17 protein-coding genes and 1 other annotated feature are annotated in these 19,596 nt (G+C 36.7%); of the genes, 11 read left to right on the top strand and 6 right to left on the bottom strand.

Features of this window, described 5'->3' with window-relative positions; all coding sequences use genetic code 11:
* Positions 1–32 precede the first annotated feature (32 nt).
* Positions 33–809, top strand: coding sequence for a class I SAM-dependent methyltransferase (locus ACQKIH_RS16215; protein WP_427767888.1), 777 nt, complete (start codon positions 33–35; stop codon positions 807–809).
* A gap of 258 nt (positions 810–1,067) precedes the next feature.
* On the opposite strand, the gene ACQKIH_RS16210 is transcribed toward ACQKIH_RS16215, so the two are convergent.
* Complete coding sequence (locus tag ACQKIH_RS16210; protein WP_427767887.1) at positions 1,068–3,422, bottom strand: M13-type metalloendopeptidase; 2,355 nt, start codon at positions 3,420–3,422, stop codon at positions 1,068–1,070.
* Positions 3,423–3,667: 245 nt separating this feature from the next.
* Here ACQKIH_RS16210 and ACQKIH_RS16205 point away from each other — a divergent pair, with 245 nt between their 5' ends.
* From ACQKIH_RS16205 to ACQKIH_RS16195, 3 genes are all read left to right on the top strand, one after another.
* The gene (locus ACQKIH_RS16205) at positions 3,668–4,162 is read left to right on the top strand and encodes a GNAT family N-acetyltransferase (protein ID WP_427767886.1); all 495 of its coding nucleotides are present in this window, start codon (positions 3,668–3,670) and stop codon (positions 4,160–4,162) included.
* Positions 4,163–4,241: 79 nt separating this feature from the next.
* Positions 4,242–4,494 (top strand) — a binding site (T-box leader).
* 178 nt (positions 4,495–4,672) lie between these two features.
* Complete coding sequence (locus ACQKIH_RS16200; RefSeq protein ID WP_427767885.1) at positions 4,673–5,710, top strand: PTS sugar transporter subunit IIC; 1,038 nt, start codon at positions 4,673–4,675, stop codon at positions 5,708–5,710.
* Between the two features lie 459 nt (positions 5,711–6,169).
* Entirely contained in the window at positions 6,170–7,384 is a 1,215-nt protein-coding gene (locus ACQKIH_RS16195) for an MFS transporter (RefSeq protein ID WP_427767884.1), read from the top strand.
* 319 nt (positions 7,385–7,703) lie between these two features.
* Here the strand turns inward: ACQKIH_RS16195 and dctA are convergent, their stop codons facing one another.
* Together dctA and ACQKIH_RS16185 are read right to left on the bottom strand one after the other, a co-directional pair.
* Positions 7,704–8,957, bottom strand: a complete 1,254-nt coding sequence (gene dctA / locus ACQKIH_RS16190) for a C4-dicarboxylate transporter DctA (protein ID WP_427767883.1) — start codon at positions 8,955–8,957, stop codon at positions 7,704–7,706.
* Between the two features lie 272 nt (positions 8,958–9,229).
* The gene (locus ACQKIH_RS16185) at positions 9,230–10,291 is read right to left on the bottom strand and encodes a DctP family TRAP transporter solute-binding subunit (RefSeq protein WP_427767882.1); all 1,062 of its coding nucleotides are present in this window, start codon (positions 10,289–10,291) and stop codon (positions 9,230–9,232) included.
* 101 nt (positions 10,292–10,392) lie between these two features.
* On the opposite strand from ACQKIH_RS16185, the gene ACQKIH_RS16180 reads away from it, so the two are divergent.
* Entirely contained in the window at positions 10,393–11,991 is a 1,599-nt protein-coding gene (locus tag ACQKIH_RS16180) for an ATP-binding protein (protein ID WP_427767881.1), read from the top strand.
* A 14-nt stretch (positions 11,992–12,005) separates the two neighbouring features.
* On the top strand, positions 12,006–12,707 hold the full coding sequence (locus ACQKIH_RS16175) for a response regulator (protein ID WP_427767880.1): 702 nt from the start codon (positions 12,006–12,008) through the stop codon (positions 12,705–12,707).
* Positions 12,708–13,002: 295 nt separating this feature from the next.
* On the opposite strand, the gene ACQKIH_RS16170 is transcribed toward ACQKIH_RS16175, so the two are convergent.
* A complete protein-coding gene (locus tag ACQKIH_RS16170) occupies positions 13,003–13,971 on the bottom strand; it encodes a 4-hydroxy-3-methylbut-2-enyl diphosphate reductase (RefSeq protein WP_427767878.1) in 969 nt (322 codons plus the stop codon).
* A gap of 240 nt (positions 13,972–14,211) precedes the next feature.
* On the opposite strand from ACQKIH_RS16170, the gene ACQKIH_RS16165 reads away from it, so the two are divergent.
* From ACQKIH_RS16165 to ACQKIH_RS16145, 5 genes are all read left to right on the top strand, one after another.
* A complete protein-coding gene (locus ACQKIH_RS16165) occupies positions 14,212–14,757 on the top strand; it encodes an RNA polymerase sigma factor (protein WP_427767877.1) in 546 nt (181 codons plus the stop codon).
* Positions 14,744–15,913 (top strand): anti-sigma factor family protein, encoded by a 1,170-nt coding sequence (locus ACQKIH_RS16160; protein ID WP_427767875.1) that lies wholly within the window; start codon positions 14,744–14,746, stop codon positions 15,911–15,913. The genes ACQKIH_RS16165 and ACQKIH_RS16160 overlap by 14 nt, the downstream gene beginning before the upstream one ends.
* 188 nt (positions 15,914–16,101) lie before the next feature.
* Entirely contained in the window at positions 16,102–16,497 is a 396-nt protein-coding gene (locus ACQKIH_RS16155) for a hypothetical protein (RefSeq protein ID WP_427767874.1), read from the top strand.
* A 388-nt stretch (positions 16,498–16,885) separates the two neighbouring features.
* On the top strand, positions 16,886–17,716 hold the full coding sequence (locus tag ACQKIH_RS16150) for a DUF1835 domain-containing protein (protein WP_427767872.1): 831 nt from the start codon (positions 16,886–16,888) through the stop codon (positions 17,714–17,716).
* Positions 17,717–17,836: 120 nt separating this feature from the next.
* Entirely contained in the window at positions 17,837–18,115 is a 279-nt protein-coding gene (locus tag ACQKIH_RS16145; protein WP_083493554.1) for a YuzB family protein, read from the top strand.
* Between the two features lie 49 nt (positions 18,116–18,164).
* On the opposite strand, the gene ACQKIH_RS16140 is transcribed toward ACQKIH_RS16145, so the two are convergent.
* Both ACQKIH_RS16140 and ACQKIH_RS16135 read right to left on the bottom strand, forming a co-directional pair.
* The gene (locus ACQKIH_RS16140) at positions 18,165–19,076 is read right to left on the bottom strand and encodes a sigma factor regulator N-terminal domain-containing protein (RefSeq protein ID WP_427767870.1); all 912 of its coding nucleotides are present in this window, start codon (positions 19,074–19,076) and stop codon (positions 18,165–18,167) included.
* Positions 19,049–19,525: an RNA polymerase sigma factor gene (locus tag ACQKIH_RS16135; RefSeq protein ID WP_427767868.1), complete on the bottom strand. Its 477-nt coding sequence runs from the start codon at positions 19,523–19,525 to the stop codon at positions 19,049–19,051. The genes ACQKIH_RS16140 and ACQKIH_RS16135 overlap by 28 nt, the downstream gene beginning before the upstream one ends.
* Positions 19,526–19,596 lie beyond the last annotated feature (71 nt).

The following is a 19,596-nucleotide window of genomic DNA, read 5'->3' as shown; positions in this document are numbered from 1 at the left end:
TTTTAAAATAAAATTGAGATGGGGAATGTAAATTGGGGATTGATTTCCATAGCAATAAAAGTAGCAGAACTTATACAACTCGAAACGCTGACAAATCATGGGTTAAAGCAATAAACAACCTTGTACCTATCGGAAATATTCCTAAGGCTTTAGATATTGGATGTGGTGGAGGAATTTATTCTAAGGCGCTATCAGACATGGGAGTTGGATCTGTTACAGGTGTTGATTTTTCCAAAGCTATAATTGAAGGCGCAAAAGCAAACTGTAAAGAGTATAGAAACATCTTGTTCAAGCATGGTAATGCTTATGATACTGGCTTAGATAGTAACAGTTTTAATTTATTGCTTGAAAGAGCTTTGATACATCATCTGGAGGATTTACAAGCCTGTTTTAAAGAGGCATATAGAATGTTGCAGGATGACGGATTTTATATTGTTCAAGACCGTACACCTGAAGATTGTTTATTAGAAGGTAATGAAAGCCATATCAGAGGGTATTTCTTTGAACTTTTCCCAAAATTAATTGAAAAAGAGACTAATCGCAGGCACAATAGTCAATTTGTAATCGAAACACTTAAAGAAGCTGGATTTAGAGACATCGAAGAAGTTAAGTTATGGGAAATTAGAAAAGTGTATGATACTAAAGAACAATTACTAAATGACTTAAGTGAAAGAACAGGAAGAAGTATTTTACACGAATTAGAAGATAAAGAAATGAATTTATTAATAAATCATATAGATGCGTCAATAGCAACAAATGATAACATAGTTGAAAGAGATAGATGGACAATTTGGAAGGCAGTTAAATAATTGGTGCTTGATTTAGTTTGTGAAAAAATGTACTTAAACTCCTATGAAAGAACGTCATAAACTTTCATTCTCTGTGGTGTAGCGCGGTTTTTCCGCTACATGGATGGCTAACGGAGTCTTTAATTATATTTTCTATTCACGAAAAATCGAAACAAAAAAGACAAAATTTAATCTACACGTTTTGTAGATTAAATCTGCCTTTTTGTCTTTATACACCGATGAAAGAGCTATCCAAATTAGCCCTACCTGCTCTAATTTTCACCAAAGGGAAACTCGATCTTCTGGAGCTACATACATACCATCCCCTGGCTCAATTCCATAAGTATCATAAAATTGCGGGAAGTTCACAATCGTACGGTTTACCCGAATTTTATTGGCGGAATGGACATCATTTTTGCTCAAAATCGCTGCGACTTCTTTTGTCGTTGTGGATTTCCATATTTCTGCGTTGCGTTCGAAATATGCTTTATAATCCGGATTCCTCATTTGGGATACAACTTGCAGTGAAGCAGCCATGCCACCTAAATCAGCGACATTTTCACTTAGTGTAAGCTGACCGTCGTTTGACACACCTGGAATAATCTCAATTTCATTATAGAACGCAATCAGTTCCTCGTTTTTCTTTTTGAATTTCTTTAAGTCCTCTGCTGTCCACCAGTTATTCGCATTGCCATTTTCATCGTATGCAGATCCGTTGTTATCAAATGCATGGCTGATTTCATGACCAATGACCATGCCAATCGCACCGTAATTTTCTTCAGGTTTCGCGTTAATATCATAGAAAGGGGCTTGGAGAATACCAGCAGGGAACGTAATTTCGTTATTAAAAGGGTTGTAGTAAGCATTTACGGTATATACGCTCATACCCCATTTTAATCTATCCACCGATTTTCCTAGCTTGGCTTTCGTATCATCGGTGTATGCTTTTGTTACGGTGAAGGTATTAGAAAACAGCGAACCACCTTCGTCATATGTCTTGATAGCAACTTGATCTAATGTCGTATCCCACTTATCTGGGTAACCAATCTTAACAATCATTGTATCCAGCTTTTTAATTGCTTTCGCTTTTGTTGTTTCTGACATCCAATCAAGGGATTTAATTCTTTCCTCATACGTAGCAATTAACTCGTCTACCATTTGCTCGACATCTTTTTTTGCGTTTGATGAAAAATGTTTTTCGGCAAACATTTGCTCCAAATATCCGCTCATTGTGCTAGTTGTCAAGGCTACTGCGATTTCCTGATCTGTTTTTTCTCCTGTAACGCCGTATAATGATGCGGTAAACTCATTCGCAGGATTACGGAATTCATCTGACAACAAACCGCCTGTTGCCATAAGTAGTTGCACTTTGGCGTAAGCTTTAAGCACGTTAAGATTCGTTTCATTAAAGAATTCCGCGCCTTTTTGTGCCAGCTTCACATCGAATACAATCACTTTATCAACACTGTCAACTTTCATCGATTTCAAAACTTGTTTCATATCTACTGATTTGAACATGTCATCGAATTGTTCGATTGTATATGGGTTATAGTATTGATTGACGTCGCTTTGTTCATGCGGTTCAAGTGATACGGAAGCTAAACTTTTCTCCATTTCATAAACTTTCTCGGCAAGTACTTTCGCAGCAGAATTTTCCTCGCCAGATAGTCCGAGAAGCTTGGTCATATATAAAATATAGGCTTTTTTCGCATCAGAGTCTTCCGTTACGAAGCTATTCTTATCGAGACCAGTAGCTAATCCAGTGTAATACAAAGCATTTTCACTGCTGTTCTTTGCATCGTTCATGATGGCAAAATTGAATAATGAGCTTAAACCCAATTCTTTTTCCAGGGCAAGATCTGCGCGAACAAGTTCATCAAGTGTTTTAGCCTCGTCAATTGCCGTTACATATTTTTGAATGGGTTCAATCCCTTGTTTATTTCTATTTTTTGTATCCAATGCTGTTGAATAAAAGTCGGTAATTTTTTGTTCTTTTGCTCCTTTCGCGAATTTTTTGCCAGCAAGGTCATCGATTATTTTTTCTACTTTATCGCTATTTTGCTTTTGCAGCTCGGAAAATACGCCACCCTTATGTTCGCCAGCTAAAATTGTCGAATTATTTAACCATTCTTTATTCTTTGCTTCATAAAAATCGTCATTTAAATGGGAACCTTCAAGCGTCCATATTCTAGCGATCATGTTTTGGAACTCATCGATTGTAATAGTGTCATTTGCGCCTAATGTGCCGTCGGGGTTAGAGGTTAGTACGCCTGCTTTTGCCAGTTTATCGATATCTTTCTTAGCCCAAGTGGGTACATCGGTGAACTCGATACCAAATGTGCCCCTGCGCAGATCATTTCCGACGGGCTTTGGTAAATCGCCGAATGCTCTACTCAACATGACTAAAGCTTCAACCATCTTAGCTGGCTCATTTTCTCTTAAATCTCCATTTTCAGAACCTTTTATAACGACCTCTTTATTAATTCCTAGCCGATAAGCGTCTGCTGCCATCAACAAAGTTTTAACAATCTCTCCTCTTGTTGCTGTTGACGACGTTTCATCAGCTTCCACCGATAGGCTAACGGGTAGGACCATTATTATGGCCATGAGTAAGGATAAAAACTTCTTATTCATCTTTGTGCTCCTCTGCAGTTGATTTTTATGCCGCTGTATTTGATTTTTTTTAGTAGCGTGTCCTTTTAAATGCGGAAAAGCCTCAAGAAATACTTAATCTAATTATGTCTAAATTTAATGGAAATATTCTTTTTATCGATAAGAAGAATATGGAACCGAGCAGTTTAGCTTCATAAGAATAGAGGTTTTGATAACCTAAATGTCGAAAAGAATGTATAGCCGCATAAAGCAGAAGGAGAGTTACTTTGAAAAAAATTAGGGAAGCAACAAAAGAGGATATGATAGAAATTTATAAGATGGGCTATGATGTTTGGGGAGATAATCAGCCATATGAAGAATATATAACTATGTGCCAGGCTTCCAATAAGTATAAAAAGGGAAAGTGGTACGTTCTTGAAGCAACAGATACAAAGCAACTATTAAGCTCCCTCATCGTATATGAACTAAATCTTTTTGAAGACCAAATTGTAAAAGGGATTGGTTCAATCGCTACTCCTTTATATTTAAGAAAAAAAGGTTATGCTTCTTTATTGGTCAAAGAAACGATAAATAAACTAGAACAGGAAGAAAAATGTAATAACTTTTTCCTTTATAGTGATATTGAGGTGGAATTTTACAAAGGATTGGGTTTTATTGTACTACCTAATGATAGTCAAAAATATAAAGACAGTGTTTGTATGTATTACTCAAAAGAAAATGATATCGACTCCATTTCACTTGATATCCCCGATTACTTTTAAAGTACATTTTTTAAAAGTTATATTGACAAAACAATTTTTAAGTGTAGAATGAAGAACAATTCAAAATATTTTATATAGAACAAAGGCTATGAAAAGAAATAGTATCAATTATTTTTACGAACAGAAAGTTACCGGTTGATGAGAGGTGCATGTAAAACGATTGTGAATTCATCTTGGAGCTGTGTACCGAAAAGATTATATCTAAGTAGGCTACGCCGGTGAGCACCCGTAATCATGTGCGAGAGTATCGTCAAATGACCGTACTTCTTAAGGTAAGTAATGTGAATTGCTTATACATTAAAGGTGGTAACACGAGTTGAATCGTCCTTTTGGTTAATCCAAAAGGGCGGTTTTTTTTTATGTCTTTTACGCAAATAATTTGGAAATTTAAAGTTTTAAGGAGAAAGTAATTATGAAACAAACGATGAAAAAGTGTTCATTTATATCGCTGTTGTTGCAACAGTAGCAGTTATATCTAAAAAATTAGAACGTTAGAAAGAGGTCATAAATATGAAAGATTTTTTCAGTAAACTATTAAACGGTATGAGTATCGCCATTGTTTGCGCAATAATACCAAATGCTCTATTAGGTGAAATATTAAAACTGCTTATTCCATCTTTTCCGCCTCTTCAGCATTTATACGATGCGACTGCTATTGTCATGAGTATGTTACCAGTTTTAGTTGGTGTTTTGGTTGGTATGCAATTTAAGCTTACTCAGATTCAAACTGCAAGTATCGGTCTTGCTACTGTAATTGGGAGTGGTGTAGTTAGTAAGACGGCTGATGGTATATTTACCATTGGAGGAATTGGGGTTGTAATTAATGCCGGGATTACTGCTGCTTTAGCAGTATTATTTGTCCGCTTAATTGGTACGGGGGTAAAAGAATACTCTATTTTATTAATCCCAATGCTAACTGTAGCCATTCCTGGTATGATCGGTTTCAGTATTTTACCTTATGTTCAAGGGACTGCTAATATAATTGGCGATGGTGTAGCATATTTAACAAATCTACAACCTGTAGTAATGGGTGCATTAATCGCAGTTGCATTTGGTATCATTATCCTCTCTCCAATTTCAACTGTAGGTATTGCAACGGTTATCATGCTTTCAGGAATTGGTTATGGTGCTGCAAATTTAGGAATTGTAGCAGTTGGAATCGGATTATGTATTGCAAGTTATAAAGCCAATTCTCTTGGTACAGCTTTAGCACATGTTTTAGGATCACCTAAAATCCAAATGCGTAATTTCTTCCTTAAGCCTGTAATTGCCTTACCTATGTTAATTACTGCGGCAATTCTTGGTGGTTTAGCAGGAGTTTTAAATATACAAGGTACACCTTACAGTGCAGGATTGGGGTTAGCTGGACTAGTTGGTCCTTTGAACTTTATTAATTTAGCAGATGGCGGCTGGAATGCAACGAACATTACTCTTATGTTAGGAATGTTTTTAATTCTACCGTTACTTTTAAATCTATTCTTCATCTACTTATTTAAAAAGAAACTTAAACTTGTTCAAGATACGGATTACAAACTAGATTTTGAGTAATAAGTTGTATGAAGTAATAATATAGGGATAAAACCCAAAAGGCATGAATGTTGTTAAATCAACGTTCGTGCCTTTTTACTATTAATATGGTTGAATAAGCATCTCTGTTCTTATTCAACCAACAGGGGCCTTAGTGTAACAACAGTACTGCTTTTCTTATTATGCTAACGGTACAAGTTAGTAAAAGGGATTTGGCTGGAATTGTCGAATTAAACTGAATGTAGAAAAATGTTTATTTGGGGTGAAATATTATATGGCTATATCAGAAAAAAGAAGGGGAATGTTGGAGTCATATAACAAAAATGGATATTTAAATAAATCAATTTTTGTAGTACCTAAAGGGTAAATCCTTGAATGTAAGGACTAATTCATTTTAACTTTTTTATTTAATCAATTATAAAAGAACAGTACTATAGAGGAAAGTGGCATCCATTTTTATAATTCACCTGGGGGGATTGTATGATTAAAGATCCATGGAGAGCATTGGTATGGATTGGATTATCACAATTATGTGCTTTAAGTTTATGGTATAGTGCTTCAGTAATTGCACCTGAACTAATTGAAAATTGGAATCTTAGCTCTAATTCAGAAGCTTGGCTTTCCGCTTCTGTTCCTATTGGATTTGTCATAGGTGCATTGTTTAGTTCATATTTTGGGATGGCTGACCGCTTTAATCCTAGAAAGGTTTTAGCACTTTCCGCATTTATAGGTGCAGTATTGAATGCTTTACTCATTATAGTCGATTCCGGTTTTTTCGGTATTTTACTAAGGATATTAACCGGAATAACCCTCGCTGGTGTATACCCAATAGCTGTAAAAATTATATCAGAATGGTTTCCTAGAAAACGTGGGTTGGCGATGGGAATTTTAATTGCGGCACTAACATTAGGATCATCCTTGCCTCATTTTATTGTTATATTCTTTTCTTCATTAAGTTGGAAATTCGTGATCATTTGTAGCTCAGTATTGGCTTTATTATCATCATTCATTGTCTCGTTTATTTTAGAAGATGCCCCAGTAAAATCTAAAAAATTGCCTTTTTCTTTAAAAGTAATCAAAAAAGTAGTTATGAATAAACCAGTAATGCTTGCGAATTACGGCTACTTTGGCCATATGTGGGAATTGTATGCGATGTGGACATGGCTTCCCGCATTTTTGACTGCTAGTTTTTTAACCTATTCACCAGAAATTCCTCATTGGTTCATTGCATTATCATCTTTTATTTCAATTGGAATTGCAGGAGGGATTGGATCTGTAGTCGGTGGACTGATCTCAGATAAAATCGGAAGAGCCAATTTAACGATTCTTTCAATGTTTATCAGTGCAATCTGTTCGATAATAATAGGTTTTACATTTGGGGAATATGTTTGGTTAACTTTAATCATTTCTATTATTTGGGGAGTGTCCGTCATATCGGATTCCGCCCAATTTTCAGCAGCAGTTTCAGAAATAGCTGAAGTTGAGTATGTAGGTACAGCCCTTACTTTTCAAATGTGTATCGGTTTCCTCATTACGATATTCTCTATAAATCTAATCCCTATTATTCAGAGAATAGTTGGTTGGGAGTGGGTCTTTTCAATATTAGCGATTGGACCTATTCTTGGAATTATATCTATGGTTAAATTTAGACGTTACGAATTTAATAAAGATGAAATTTCTATTAAAAAGGATTGAAGTAACATGGAATTACGACATTTAGAGTATTTTTTAATGGTTAGTAAGGAGTTGTATTTTACAACCAACTTTAAGTCAGTGAAATGTACCTCATAGCAATAGAGGGTGAAAGTTATTTCCTGAAAATTATACAAGCAGGTGAATAGGATGTATGAACTCAATGATTCAAGATTCTTTCTTGTGGACACTCAGTCGATCTTTATTATTATAGGTATTATTGTAATTTTATTGGCTGTTTATGGATTTTTTAAAGCTAGGAAAGTAAATAATTAATAAAGCAAAAAGGCTACGATACAAAACTCGTAGCCTTTTATACATATTATCCTTTCACAGGCATTGCTTTTGCAGCCATCTCTGCATCAAAATCATTCTCTGATTTAGAAATAACGACACATGCAACCCCGTTACCGATTAAGTTCGTTACAGCGCGCGCCTCGGACATGAAGCGGTCAACCCCGATTAAAAGAGCGATCCCTTCAACTGGCACCATTGGGAATGCAGCTAATGTGGCAGCTAATGTGATGAAGCCTGAGCCTGTTACACCGGCAGCACCCTTTGATGTAATCATTAATACCCCAAGAAGTGTGGCAATTTCCAACCATGATAGATCCACACCGTAAGCTTGTGCGATAAATAACGCAGCCATCGATAAATAAATGGACGTACCATCTAAGTTGAATGAATAGCCTGTTGGTACGACAAGACCAACGACTTGCTTCCCACAGCCTAAGTTTTCTAATTTACGCATTAATGATGGTAATGCCGATTCAGAAGAAGATGTACCAATAACGATGAAAATTTCATCTTTAATGTATGCGATAAAACGGAAAATATTGAAGCCGAAGTATTTCGCGATAGAGCCTAATACGAACACAACGAATAAGAACATTGTAATGTATACCGCAACCATTAATAGGCCTAATGATTTGAGTGAACCTAAACCAAAGAAACCGATTGTATACGCCATCGCACCGAAAGCACCGATTGGCGAAATTTTCATTACCATACCAACAATTTTGAAGAAAATTTCAGAAACTTGTTCAAAGAATGTGATGACAGGTCTCGTTTTTTCCCCTAAAGAAGCTGTTGCGATACCGAATAAGATCGCTGAGAATAATGTTGGCAATAAAGCACCTGAAGCAATTGCACCGACAAAGTTTTCTGGAATAATGTCATAGATGAAGCCACCTAAACCAGCCTCACTAGAAGATGCTGCTGCGGATGTAAAGTTTGAAATGTCCGCATCCTGAGCTTTAGAAGTGTCAAAACCATCACCAGCATTGATCAACACGGCTACCATAATACCGATAGCAAGGGCAATTGTTGACACGATTTCGAAGTAAAGTAATGCTTTACCACCAATCTTACCAACCTTTTTCATGTCCCCCATACCGCCAATACCAATAACAACGGTTAAGAAGATAATTGGAGCGATTAACATTTTAATTAGCTTGATGAATAAATCAGCTAGTATTTTTAAACTTGCACCAAATTCAGGCCAAATCGCACCTACGATAATACCTAGAATGATGGCAATAATAACTTGTACTGTTAAGTTTTTTAGTAATTTCATGTGGTAACCCCCTATTTACGTCTCGTTTTTTGTTACCGTTTACATTTGCAATCATAACGTAAGTTTTTTCCGAATATTTATTTTGATAATAAAAAACTTATCGTTCATTTTGTTCAAAAAAAGTTAAAGATGGCGTAAAACCTAGTCATATAAGGGTTTGCTTTGTTATACTACTGTTTTGGTATCTGGTTGATTTGTTATAGTACAAACGAAAAAACTACTTATTTTTTATAAGTAGTTGAGTTTTGTTTATTATGTTTATTTGTATGATGTCAGAAATTTCCGTTTGTTTTTTCTATATCCTTATAGAGCTGTGTTAAAAATTGGGGGTTTCCAATATTTTCATAGAATTGATAAATCGGTTGTAAAGTTTTTGCCCATTGCTCTCGCTGTAGTTCCGAAAGCGAATGGAACGTTACATTTGGGTTGTCCTGCAATTGTTGGAGATTGATTTTGTTAAGTGCGACAGCTTGTTCATGTTGCCAACGCTCCATTTCCTTTAAGGATTGTGTAATCACGTTTTGTGAAGATTCATCCAAAGACTGCCAAAAATCGTCATTCATTAAAACACCATAAGCTAATAAACCGTGATTGGATAACGTTATTTGGGGTTGCATCTTATAAAAACCTTTTGAATACAAGTTGGACAGCGTATTTTCCTGAGCTAAAATTTCATTGTTTTGTATTTTCTTATATAAATCATTGAAGGTCGTACTAATTGGCTGCGCGCCTAACAAGTTAAATTGCTGTACTAATAAATCGCTTGGCATGACACGAACGGTTAATCCTTGAAATTGTTCGACTGTTTGGATGGGCTCTATTTTAGACGCGATTTGCTTGAAGCCATTATTCCAAAAGGAAAGCCCATGCACATTAATGATGGATAGTTCTGCAAGTAAGTTTTTACTTAATTCACCATGCAGTGCCGCATAAATTTGGTCCTCATTTTCAAATAGGAAGGGTAAGTCAAGTACTTGCCAGGAAGGGAGCGCTTCAGTCATTTTAGAAATCGTGGGTGCAATCATTTGAATAGCGCCATTTTTTAATGCCGCTAGTTCGTTTTCATCATTGTATAAGATGCCATTTGGATAAACTTGGACATTTATTTTTCCTTGTGATTTCTCTTTTACAAGCTGCGCAAATTTATCGGCTGCCAGTCCTTTTGGTGTATTTTCAGCGACAACATGACTGAAGTTAATGGTAATTTGATCATCTAAGCCGAGCTGTTCGTCATCATAAGGTAAGGCGTTCGTTTGCCAAACATTTTGGCGAAATGATAGGACGGTGAGCAAAATAATGAGTGTAGCAATGGCCGTAATTAAATAAAATCGCAAAAAATCACCTCATTTATCGATAGTTTTTCAAGTAATTTAATAGAAGTTGTCTTTTTACATTGGTTGTTTGTTATATTATAGAGCAAAAAGGGAGGCATTAAATGAAAATTAATAAATTGTCGACGAATGGAAAAATTGTGCTTCTGGCATTTTTCATTATCGCCTTCACCTTTTTAGTTGCGGGTATTTTATTGTTAAACAATTTAGCGAATAATGATGAAACCGATTTAGGGCAGCGTGCAATGTTAGTGGCGCAAACGGTTTCTGATTTACCAGAAGTTCAAAAACAGTTGGAGTATACGGATACTAAAGAAAATAGCCTCGCGTTCAATCAAATGATTAACCGAATTAAAGTGATTAACAATGCGCAGTATATCGTCGTCATGAATATGGATTCCGTTAAATTATCGCATCCCTCATCTGGGCAAATCGGTCAGGTGAGTCAGTCGAGTGATATTCAAGCAGCATTTAATGAAAACTACTATATATCAAAAGCGGTAGGGGAGCAAGGGATTGTCGTACGTGCTTTTGTACCAGTGTTAAATGACGAACATAAACAAATTGGTGTTGTCGTTGTGGGTATTTTATTGCCGACTTTTTTAGAGCTTATTTTAGAAAATTTAAACGAAATGATTGTTACGATCTTGCTGTCCATTTTATTTAGTATTTGGGGAGCGCGTACACTTGGGCGCCATATAAAGAAACAAATGTTTGGACTCGAACCACATGAAATCGCGAAAATGTATGTGGAACGGACTGAAACGTTTAATGCCATGCATGAGGGCATTATTGCCGTTGATAAAGAGATGAAAATTACGATTTTTAATAAAAAGGCGAGCCGAATTTTAGGGGTAGGTGGAAATCCTAAAAAGTATATCGGAAAAAATATTTATGATGTGCTTCCAGATACACGACTTCCTGAAATTGTTGAGAGTGGTCGCGCGGTTTATAATCAAGAAATTTACGTGAATAATCATAGTATATTAAGTAATCGAATTCCGATTTTCGTCAGCGGTCAAGCGGCTGGCGCGGTGGCTATTTTTAAGGATTTAACGGAATTTAAGCAGTTAGCGGAAGAGTTGACAGGGGTAAAGGCTTTTGTACAGGCACTCCGTATCCAAACGCATGAATATAAAAATAAATTGCATACGATTGCGGGATTATTACAGCTCGGTCATAATAAACAAGCACTCGACTATTTATCGCAAGTAAAAATTCAGCATGAGCAAGTGACAAAGTTTTTAAATGAACGCATTTATAATGAAAATATTTCTGGGCTATTATTAAGCAAGATAAGTCGGGGCAATGAGCTCGGCATTCAAGTGTTAATTGATGAAGAAAGTAAATTGACGCGATTTCCTGAACAGCTGGATCATCATGATTTTGTTGTATTATTTGGGAATTTAATTGAAAATGCATTTGATGCACTGGTTGCAGTCGAACGTGAGCAAAAAGAAGTAACGATTTCAATTGATGATAATGATGGAATTTTAGCAATTTTAGTAGCGGATAATGGTGTAGGTATGGCACCGGACCAGGTAGAAAAGATTTTTGAAAATGGATTTTCAACAAAGCATAGCAAAAATCGAGGGATCGGTCTTTATTTAATTCACGAAATGATTACTAAAGGAAATGGCTCGATTGAGATAGTAAGTGAGGAAGGTAAAGGGACAACCTTTATTTTGACTTTTGAACTTTAAAGGGGATTTGAATAGTGAAAACAATCCGGGTATTGCTAGTAGAAGATGATCCGATGGTACGTGAAGTCAATCGTCAATTTATTGAACGGGTGGACGGTTTTGAAGTCATTGATATGGCACCAAATGGGATTAAAGGCATTGAAAAAATGAAAGAATTATCACCGGATTTAGTTTTGATGGATATTTTTATGCCAGAACAAGATGGCGTGGAAACTTTGCGCCAAATTCGTCATCAAAATTTAGAGGTCGATTGTATTTCGGTAACGGCGGCGAATGATATACAGACGATCCAGCAAATTCTCCATTTAGGTGTGTATGATTATATTATGAAGCCCTTTACATTTGAACGGATGGAGCAAACATTGCTAAATTATCGTGTGTTCAAGGAAAAGATGGGGTCCGTAGAAGATGTAACCCAGCAGGAATTAGATGAAATAATGGGACAAACAAAACAAACAAATCCAGAGCCGGAACTTGAGAAGCCACTTTCACAAGAGCTACCAAAAGGGTTTAACCGAGCTACGCTAGCAAAAGTATTACAGTATTTAAAGCAATCGGATAGTGGGGTTTCAGCAGATGATGTGGCAGCGGGCATTGGTGTAGCAAGGGTAACGGCTAGGCGCTATTTGGATTATATGGAGAAAAGCCAGATGATTCATGTCGATATTCAGTACGGTAGTGTCGGGCGGCCGGTTAATCAATATTTTTTAACATGATTCAGCAGGGGTCTTCCCCTGGTTGAATAGGGGAACAAAGGCTAAACCCGTCACGTCCTGTGACAACGCCTTTGTGATCAACTTCGTGTTGACCCAAGCCCCCGGCGGATGTCACAGATTTTAAGGGGAGTAGGAAGTCAGCCTAAAGACGTCACATCGTGTGACGACGGCTGACTGACCCACGTCCTGTGGCCCCGAGCTCGAAAAAATCTGGACGCAATTACGCCTCGGCGTAATTGATAAGAATGAATGAAAAAGCAGTAGCGCATAATTCGATGTGCTACTGCTTTTACGTTTAGTAAGGCATAATTTTTTCTACTGGTTTCGGTGTTTTGATTTTTGGTAGAATTTTGTCGAGTGTTACCGAGCGAACAATTTCATGTGTTGCCGGATCATTTTTATCAAATTGATCTAAAAATGCAATGACCTCTTTTACAATCGGTGTTGGTGTCGATGCGCCTGCTGTAACGGCAACCGTTTCAACATTTTCTAGCCACTCCAACTTAAGCTCAGAAATATCCGAAATGCGGTAAGATGGTGTACCGGCAATTTCCACCGATACTTGTGTAAGACGATTGGAGTTATTTGATTTTGGATCGCCCACGACGATTAATAAATCAGAAACGCCTGCTTGCTCAGCAACAGCTTCTTGACGAACTTGTGTGGCTAAACAAATTTCTTTATGCACTTCAACATGAGGGAATTTTTCCTTTAGGCTGTCCATTAAGAAGGAAACATCCCATTGGCTCATTGTCGTTTGATTTGTTACTAATATTTTTTCGTTCTCAAATTGAAGATTTTCAATATCTTTCATCGATTGCACAAGGTGAACATAGTCTGGTGCAACACCAATTGCTCCCTCAGGCTCTGGATGCCCTTTTTTACCGATGTAAATAATGTCATAGCCTTCTGCCGTTTTTTCACGAATTAAATCATGAGTCACAGTAACATCTGGGCAAGTCGCATCAATAGAAACAAGCCCTTTACGTTTCGCGATTTCACGAATTTCAGGCGACACCCCATGTGCAGTGAAGATGACTGTCCCTTCTGTTACTTGCTCAATAATTTCTTTACGATTATCTCCGTCAAGCGTAATGATGCCATCTTGTTCAAATGCATCTGTTACATGTTTATTATGCACAATCATACCTAAAATGTAGATTGGTCTTGGTAAGGATGTATCAAGCGCAGCATTGCGTGCAATCACCATTGCATCAACTACCCCATAACAATAGCCGCGTGGATTAATTTTAATAACTTTCATTGCGCAAACCCCTTTCAAAGCTCAGTAAGTCCATTATAGCGGACTCAGAAGTTTAATTCAAAATATCGTTGCTGGGGGGAGGTTAATAGAGTTGGAGGGAGATTAGGAGCGCTGTTACTTTGCGGGATTTTCGCCAAGACAACTTTAATAGCAAAGGGGTATCTTTTTATTTGAAAAAAAACATTTTCTTTGAGAGGAAATGAAAAATGTTTCGTTATAGTAGTAAGGGAGGTGATCAAAGTGGATATTAAACTAGCCGTTCGAAATGTGCAGTCTGGGAAGGAAACGGACTACACATACATAGTGAAGTACTACGAAAACAAAATTTATACAACTGTATTTCGCCTAGTCCGTCAACATGATGTTGCACAGGATTTAGTACAGGAAATTTTCATCAAAGTTTTTTATAACCTACATAAATACAAAGCTGTTGGATCCTTTAATGCATGGCTCTACCGTATTGTTGTGAATCAATGCTATGACTATTTACGTAAGCAGCCAAAGCAACCCATGCTTGAGGAGATAGAATTTATTGAAATACAATCTCCTGAAAACAAGATTTTACAAAAAGAGCAGCTTCAACAATTAGACCAACTGCTACATCAACTGGATAAAACCGAATATTTTATTTTGCTCTTACGCTATGTAAATGAACTTAGCTATGACGAAATTAGTGAGGTGCTTCAAATCCCATTAAATGAAGTGCGCAACAAACTACATCGCAGTAAGCGTAAATTACGACAGTTCGCTACAAAAAAAGGAGGGTATTTCCATGAAATGCAATGACATCTTATTGGAGGATTATGTAGAAGGCTTTTTAAATACCGCTGAAAAGACTGAGCTTGTAATGCACCTAAGTAGCTGCAACAAATGCCAACAAACCCTTGAAAACTTAAGAGCCGAGCAAAGATTACTCGCTACCACTTTAAATGAGACACAATTAAAAAGCGGTCTAACTGAAAATTTAATGCAGGAAATAAAGCAGCAAAAGAAAATCAAAGCAAGACGCCACCGTTACCAAATGATGTTCATCACTGCCGCTATTTTAATGATTAGTTTCACCTTAATTGCGACAATGAATAAACCAAGCCAGCATGCCGATGTCTTACCACCTGATACATCTCAGGATATAGAAGCAAATCAGCAACACGTTGCGGACACAGAAGAGGAGTCTAACACACATGGTATTCCATTACATGTAGGTCCTGTGCTTGATATTAAAATTGACAGCGTTATTGAAAAAAACGGCATGAAAGAAATTACTTATCGTGCTAACTACAATGAAGCGATGCAGCAATATTCAGAAGCAACCCTTCGAAAGTTAGTAAGTACCTATCAATTAGATGCACAGGAGTTTCCACTTCGTCACTGGCACGGACTCATTTCGATCGCCGTCCGCAATAGTAAAAATGAAGTCGTAGCAACTTTTGAAATAAATGAAAAAGGAAGTATTGAACCGATTTATCCGGGTGTGAGCAAATATAGTCAAGCTACAGATGTTCTCGGTGAAGGAATTACACATTTTTCATTGCCTGTTGAAACCGACCCGACAACCTTTGAAATTGTAGGTTATCTAGCCGAGCTACCAACATTCGCTGAGCCGTTTACTTTCAAAAAAAATGAAAACACGAGCTTCGACTATTTAGGTCATACGTATACGATTTATGACACACAGCTAAAAGATGACGGACTACATCTTTCAATCAGCGTAGATGGGCAGCCTGAAATTACTCCTTCCGGTTGGCACATTACGTTCAATGGAACACGTCAACGTCACATTACTTACTTTAAAGTTGAAAATAATCAAACGATACTTTCTGTTATTCTTCCGGGAATGCAAACAATCCCAGATGAAATGACGATGCTACCTTATTTAGGTATCATCCAAGAAAACTTTAAACCGTCAATTATTTTAGATTTAAAGGAAACGGTAAATAATTAAATTACTGAATAACTTTTTAAACTGAAGCATCCCGCTATGTTTCAGTTTTTTATGTTAACGTTACCAAACGACGCTTTGGGAAGGTTTTTAAATCTATATAAGTCTTACTTTAAGACTTATTATTCATTGAATATTCAGTAATCTTAAGTATAATATAGATATATACAATTATTGGAAAGGGGATATAGATGAAAAAGAAATTAAGTGTATTTTTACTATTAACAATATTGGCTTGTGGTATTTTTTCATTTTCAAATAATTCTTATGCAGTGACACAGGAGTATGAATTAATAGACGGCTTTCATTCTACGGAGTTTCAAACTGAAACAATTTTAGAGTTTCAAGGTATTTCCTACTTAACTACGAAAGAATATTTACACACACCTTCTGGATTACCTATTTATAAAACTAAATTATTTTATGCCGATCACCGTGAAGCACCCGAGTTTATCGAATTTACAAAAGATGTTGAAGGACATTTGTATAAAGGTACTCTAGAACTATATCAAACCGAAAAAGATATCGCTGCCTGGAAAGCTATGTATAGAGGGATAATCTCCAAAGTCGAATCGTCTAACGAATAACAGTTACATTTCATGAAAAATTTATACAAGTTGTATTCAAATAACGTTCCCAAATGAAAGTTTTGGGACGAAATAAAACACTTGAAACGTTGTCGTACCAATGTATTAAGTGTTTTTCTGTATTTCATTTATATACACCTTTTTATGCATTATCGTTTGAACTTAGATACAACAAAGCTTTTGATGCTGTTCAAAAGAGATTGCACTGGATTATATTTTGAATAGAATCTTGCATATACAGCGGTTTCTTTGACGTTATAAATCAGCGTTTTTAACTTAATTTTTATCGAACTTTATTCAAAAGCTACATGAATCGTGCTCATAATTTACTGAAATTAACAAAACCCCATGTTAAACTGGAAAAACTAAGGAGTTGGAGGGGGAACGGATGCAAACGGTACATATTATTTTTGGTGAGTCTGCCTATGGATCTTTACGCTGTGCTATGAAAGGGGAGCAGGTGAAAATCATTGGTTTTCCGAGCCTTCTTGGTGAAGGCCCTATTCAAAATATACATACTGAAACGGGTTTAAAAAATCGGTTGCAATGGCTTGAAAATAATTATTTGTTCGACACAGAAGACATTGAGCGGTATAAACAATTATTTGAAACGGGACTCCAGCAAGTAGAACAAATCGCAGAAGGTTCCAAAATTATAATTTGGACATGTGAAAACGCTGCCGAACAGTTTGGTATACGTTTTGTTGCGAAACTCCTCGCAGGGAAAAAGGTCACATGCTATGTATGTAATACCTTTTTCAATGTTCTTGAATCATATAAAGGTAGAGATACATGGTGTGAAATTCGTTATTCAGGTGAAATAGGCTCAGAGGAAATGAAGAGATTTATGAAAAACGAATGGATCGAACTTATGACCAATGAGCTGTTCGTTACGTATCAAAAAGAAGCGGAACAGTTATTGGCAAGTGATTGTGCCGTGCGTACTTGGCGACATGGAAAAATGTATTATGAGGATGAAAACCGCGATGATGCTTTTATTATTAAGATGGCGAAAATGCTTCATCGTGATAGGCAGGATGAAAGTTCGTGGCTCAAGGCTGTGTTGTTAATCGGGCATGTGTTAGGTGAAAGTGAGCATGATATTTCCGATTCATGGATCAACTACCGTGTGCACAAACTGATCGAGCAAGGTTTTTTTCAGTCTGAAGGGGATCTAAGAGCAATTCGTAAATACAAAGTAAAGTTAAATGATGTGTAAGCCAAAATGTGTTCATACTTTAGCATGATATGTTAATGGAGCAAAGCGTACTGGAATCATTCGAATGAATCATTGTGTATAATGGGAGCTAAGAAAAATGTACATAGTGGGGGAAAGCGCATGGTTTTTTCATTTTTTAAAAAGAAAAAAGAGGGAACAGTACTTAAAAATCAAGTCGAATTTTGCATGACGAACTTATCATTAGGCGCTGCGGATGCATATGATGTGCTCATCGAACGAGATGATGTGGAGATTATGGAAACCGGCTGTACATCCAATTGCGAAATTTGTGAATGTCATTTATTTGCGATCGTCAATGGTGAAATCGTGCTCGGGGATGATGCTGATGCATTGCTCAAAAATGTGCAGCAAGAGCTTGAGGAAAATTCGGTTTCATAAATAATTTAGGCCTGTCACTCCATAAAACTTTGGAAGGACAGGCTCTTTATTATTTCGTTGGTTGAATATAAGGAACAATCGGAGCTGTGACCCCAACAGATGCACCACGAATGAATGGCGCGTCTACTAATTGTTCAAAGCTTTCTGAACGTCCTGTTAACATGACGCCTAGCACTTTTACAGCGCGGAAATCTTTACCTTCATTTTCAGTAATAAATTGTTGAATTACTTCATTGTAACCATCTTTATCATACTGCTTTAATGATTCAATAAAGTCATCGTACATATTTTTTTCAAACTTCCCTGGGCTAAATCCGTAAACAGGCATCCCTAAAGGACCCATACTTTCATCCCCGAGATCGGAAGTCATATACAGCCAGTCGATATTGAAGCTGTCTGGGATAAGCTCGGAAATTTCATCGGTTGTCATTGGTCCATTAAACGAAATAGCTACTTCCGCCACATAATTCTCAAGCTGTGCGACTTCTGCTAATTCATTTTGAACGCCGTCATAATATTCTATAATAGACGGATGATAGAATGTCGCCACTTTTTGCTTCGTTTGTTTATCGTATTCGTAACTGTTCGCTCCAGATGAACGGAAACCAGGAATGAGTTCATTATGATCAATCCCAATTCGAATCCAACCGTATGAACTTGTAAGCGTGCTCCATGGAACTAAGTAACCATTCACATTTTTGGAGCGATTCGTAATAATATTGCCCCCAAACATCGATTGGTTGCTCGTCACCCGTGAATTAATTTGAACGTTCGGCTCTGCTACCGCATTGTGTAAAAATAATGCTTCATGTAGCCGCGCTGTACTTTTTGCCGCAAAATAATTGCCGACCTTGTAAAAGCTGATGAGTAAAACAAATCCAGCAATCATTGAAATGAGAGTGATTTTTAATAATTGCTTCCATTTTGCTTTTTTTAATGCTTTTTGAATCGTTGAATCCATGATTTTTTTCCTCCTACCTGTGTTTGAATCGATTTTCGGGCGCGGTATAACTTTTGCTTCACACTATCGATTTGAATCCCCAAAAGTTTTGCGATTTCTTCATATGAAAAATCGTAATAATACTTTAAAAAGAAAATTTCATCTTTGTTAAAAATCGCGTCAAAATCATCGTCACAATGCTGTAATTTTGTATGAATCTCTTTTGAAAAATGAATATTTTGGTGTTCCTTTTTGCGTTTGAAATCGATGTATTCATTTAATGCAACGCGGAAAAACCAAGGGCGAATCGTTGCATCGTTTAATGTATCGAGCAATGTGTAAATCTTATAAAAGGTATTTTGAATAATGTCCTCCGCATCCTCTTTTGACGCCCCTTTAGCGCGCAACAAACGAAACACTTCCTCTCCAATCTGAATGAGGTAGGAGGTAAATTGATCTTCTTTTTTCATGTTTTGTCCTCCTTATACTTATACAACGAATGAGGTTTGAGAAATGTATACGCGGATGTACAACTTTTTGA

The sequence above is a fragment of the Solibacillus cecembensis genome, from assembly GCF_050272495.1.
GTDB classification, from domain to species: domain Bacteria; phylum Bacillota; class Bacilli; order Bacillales_A; family Planococcaceae; genus Solibacillus; species Solibacillus cecembensis.
This window is presented reverse-complemented; position numbering and strand designations above follow the sequence as displayed.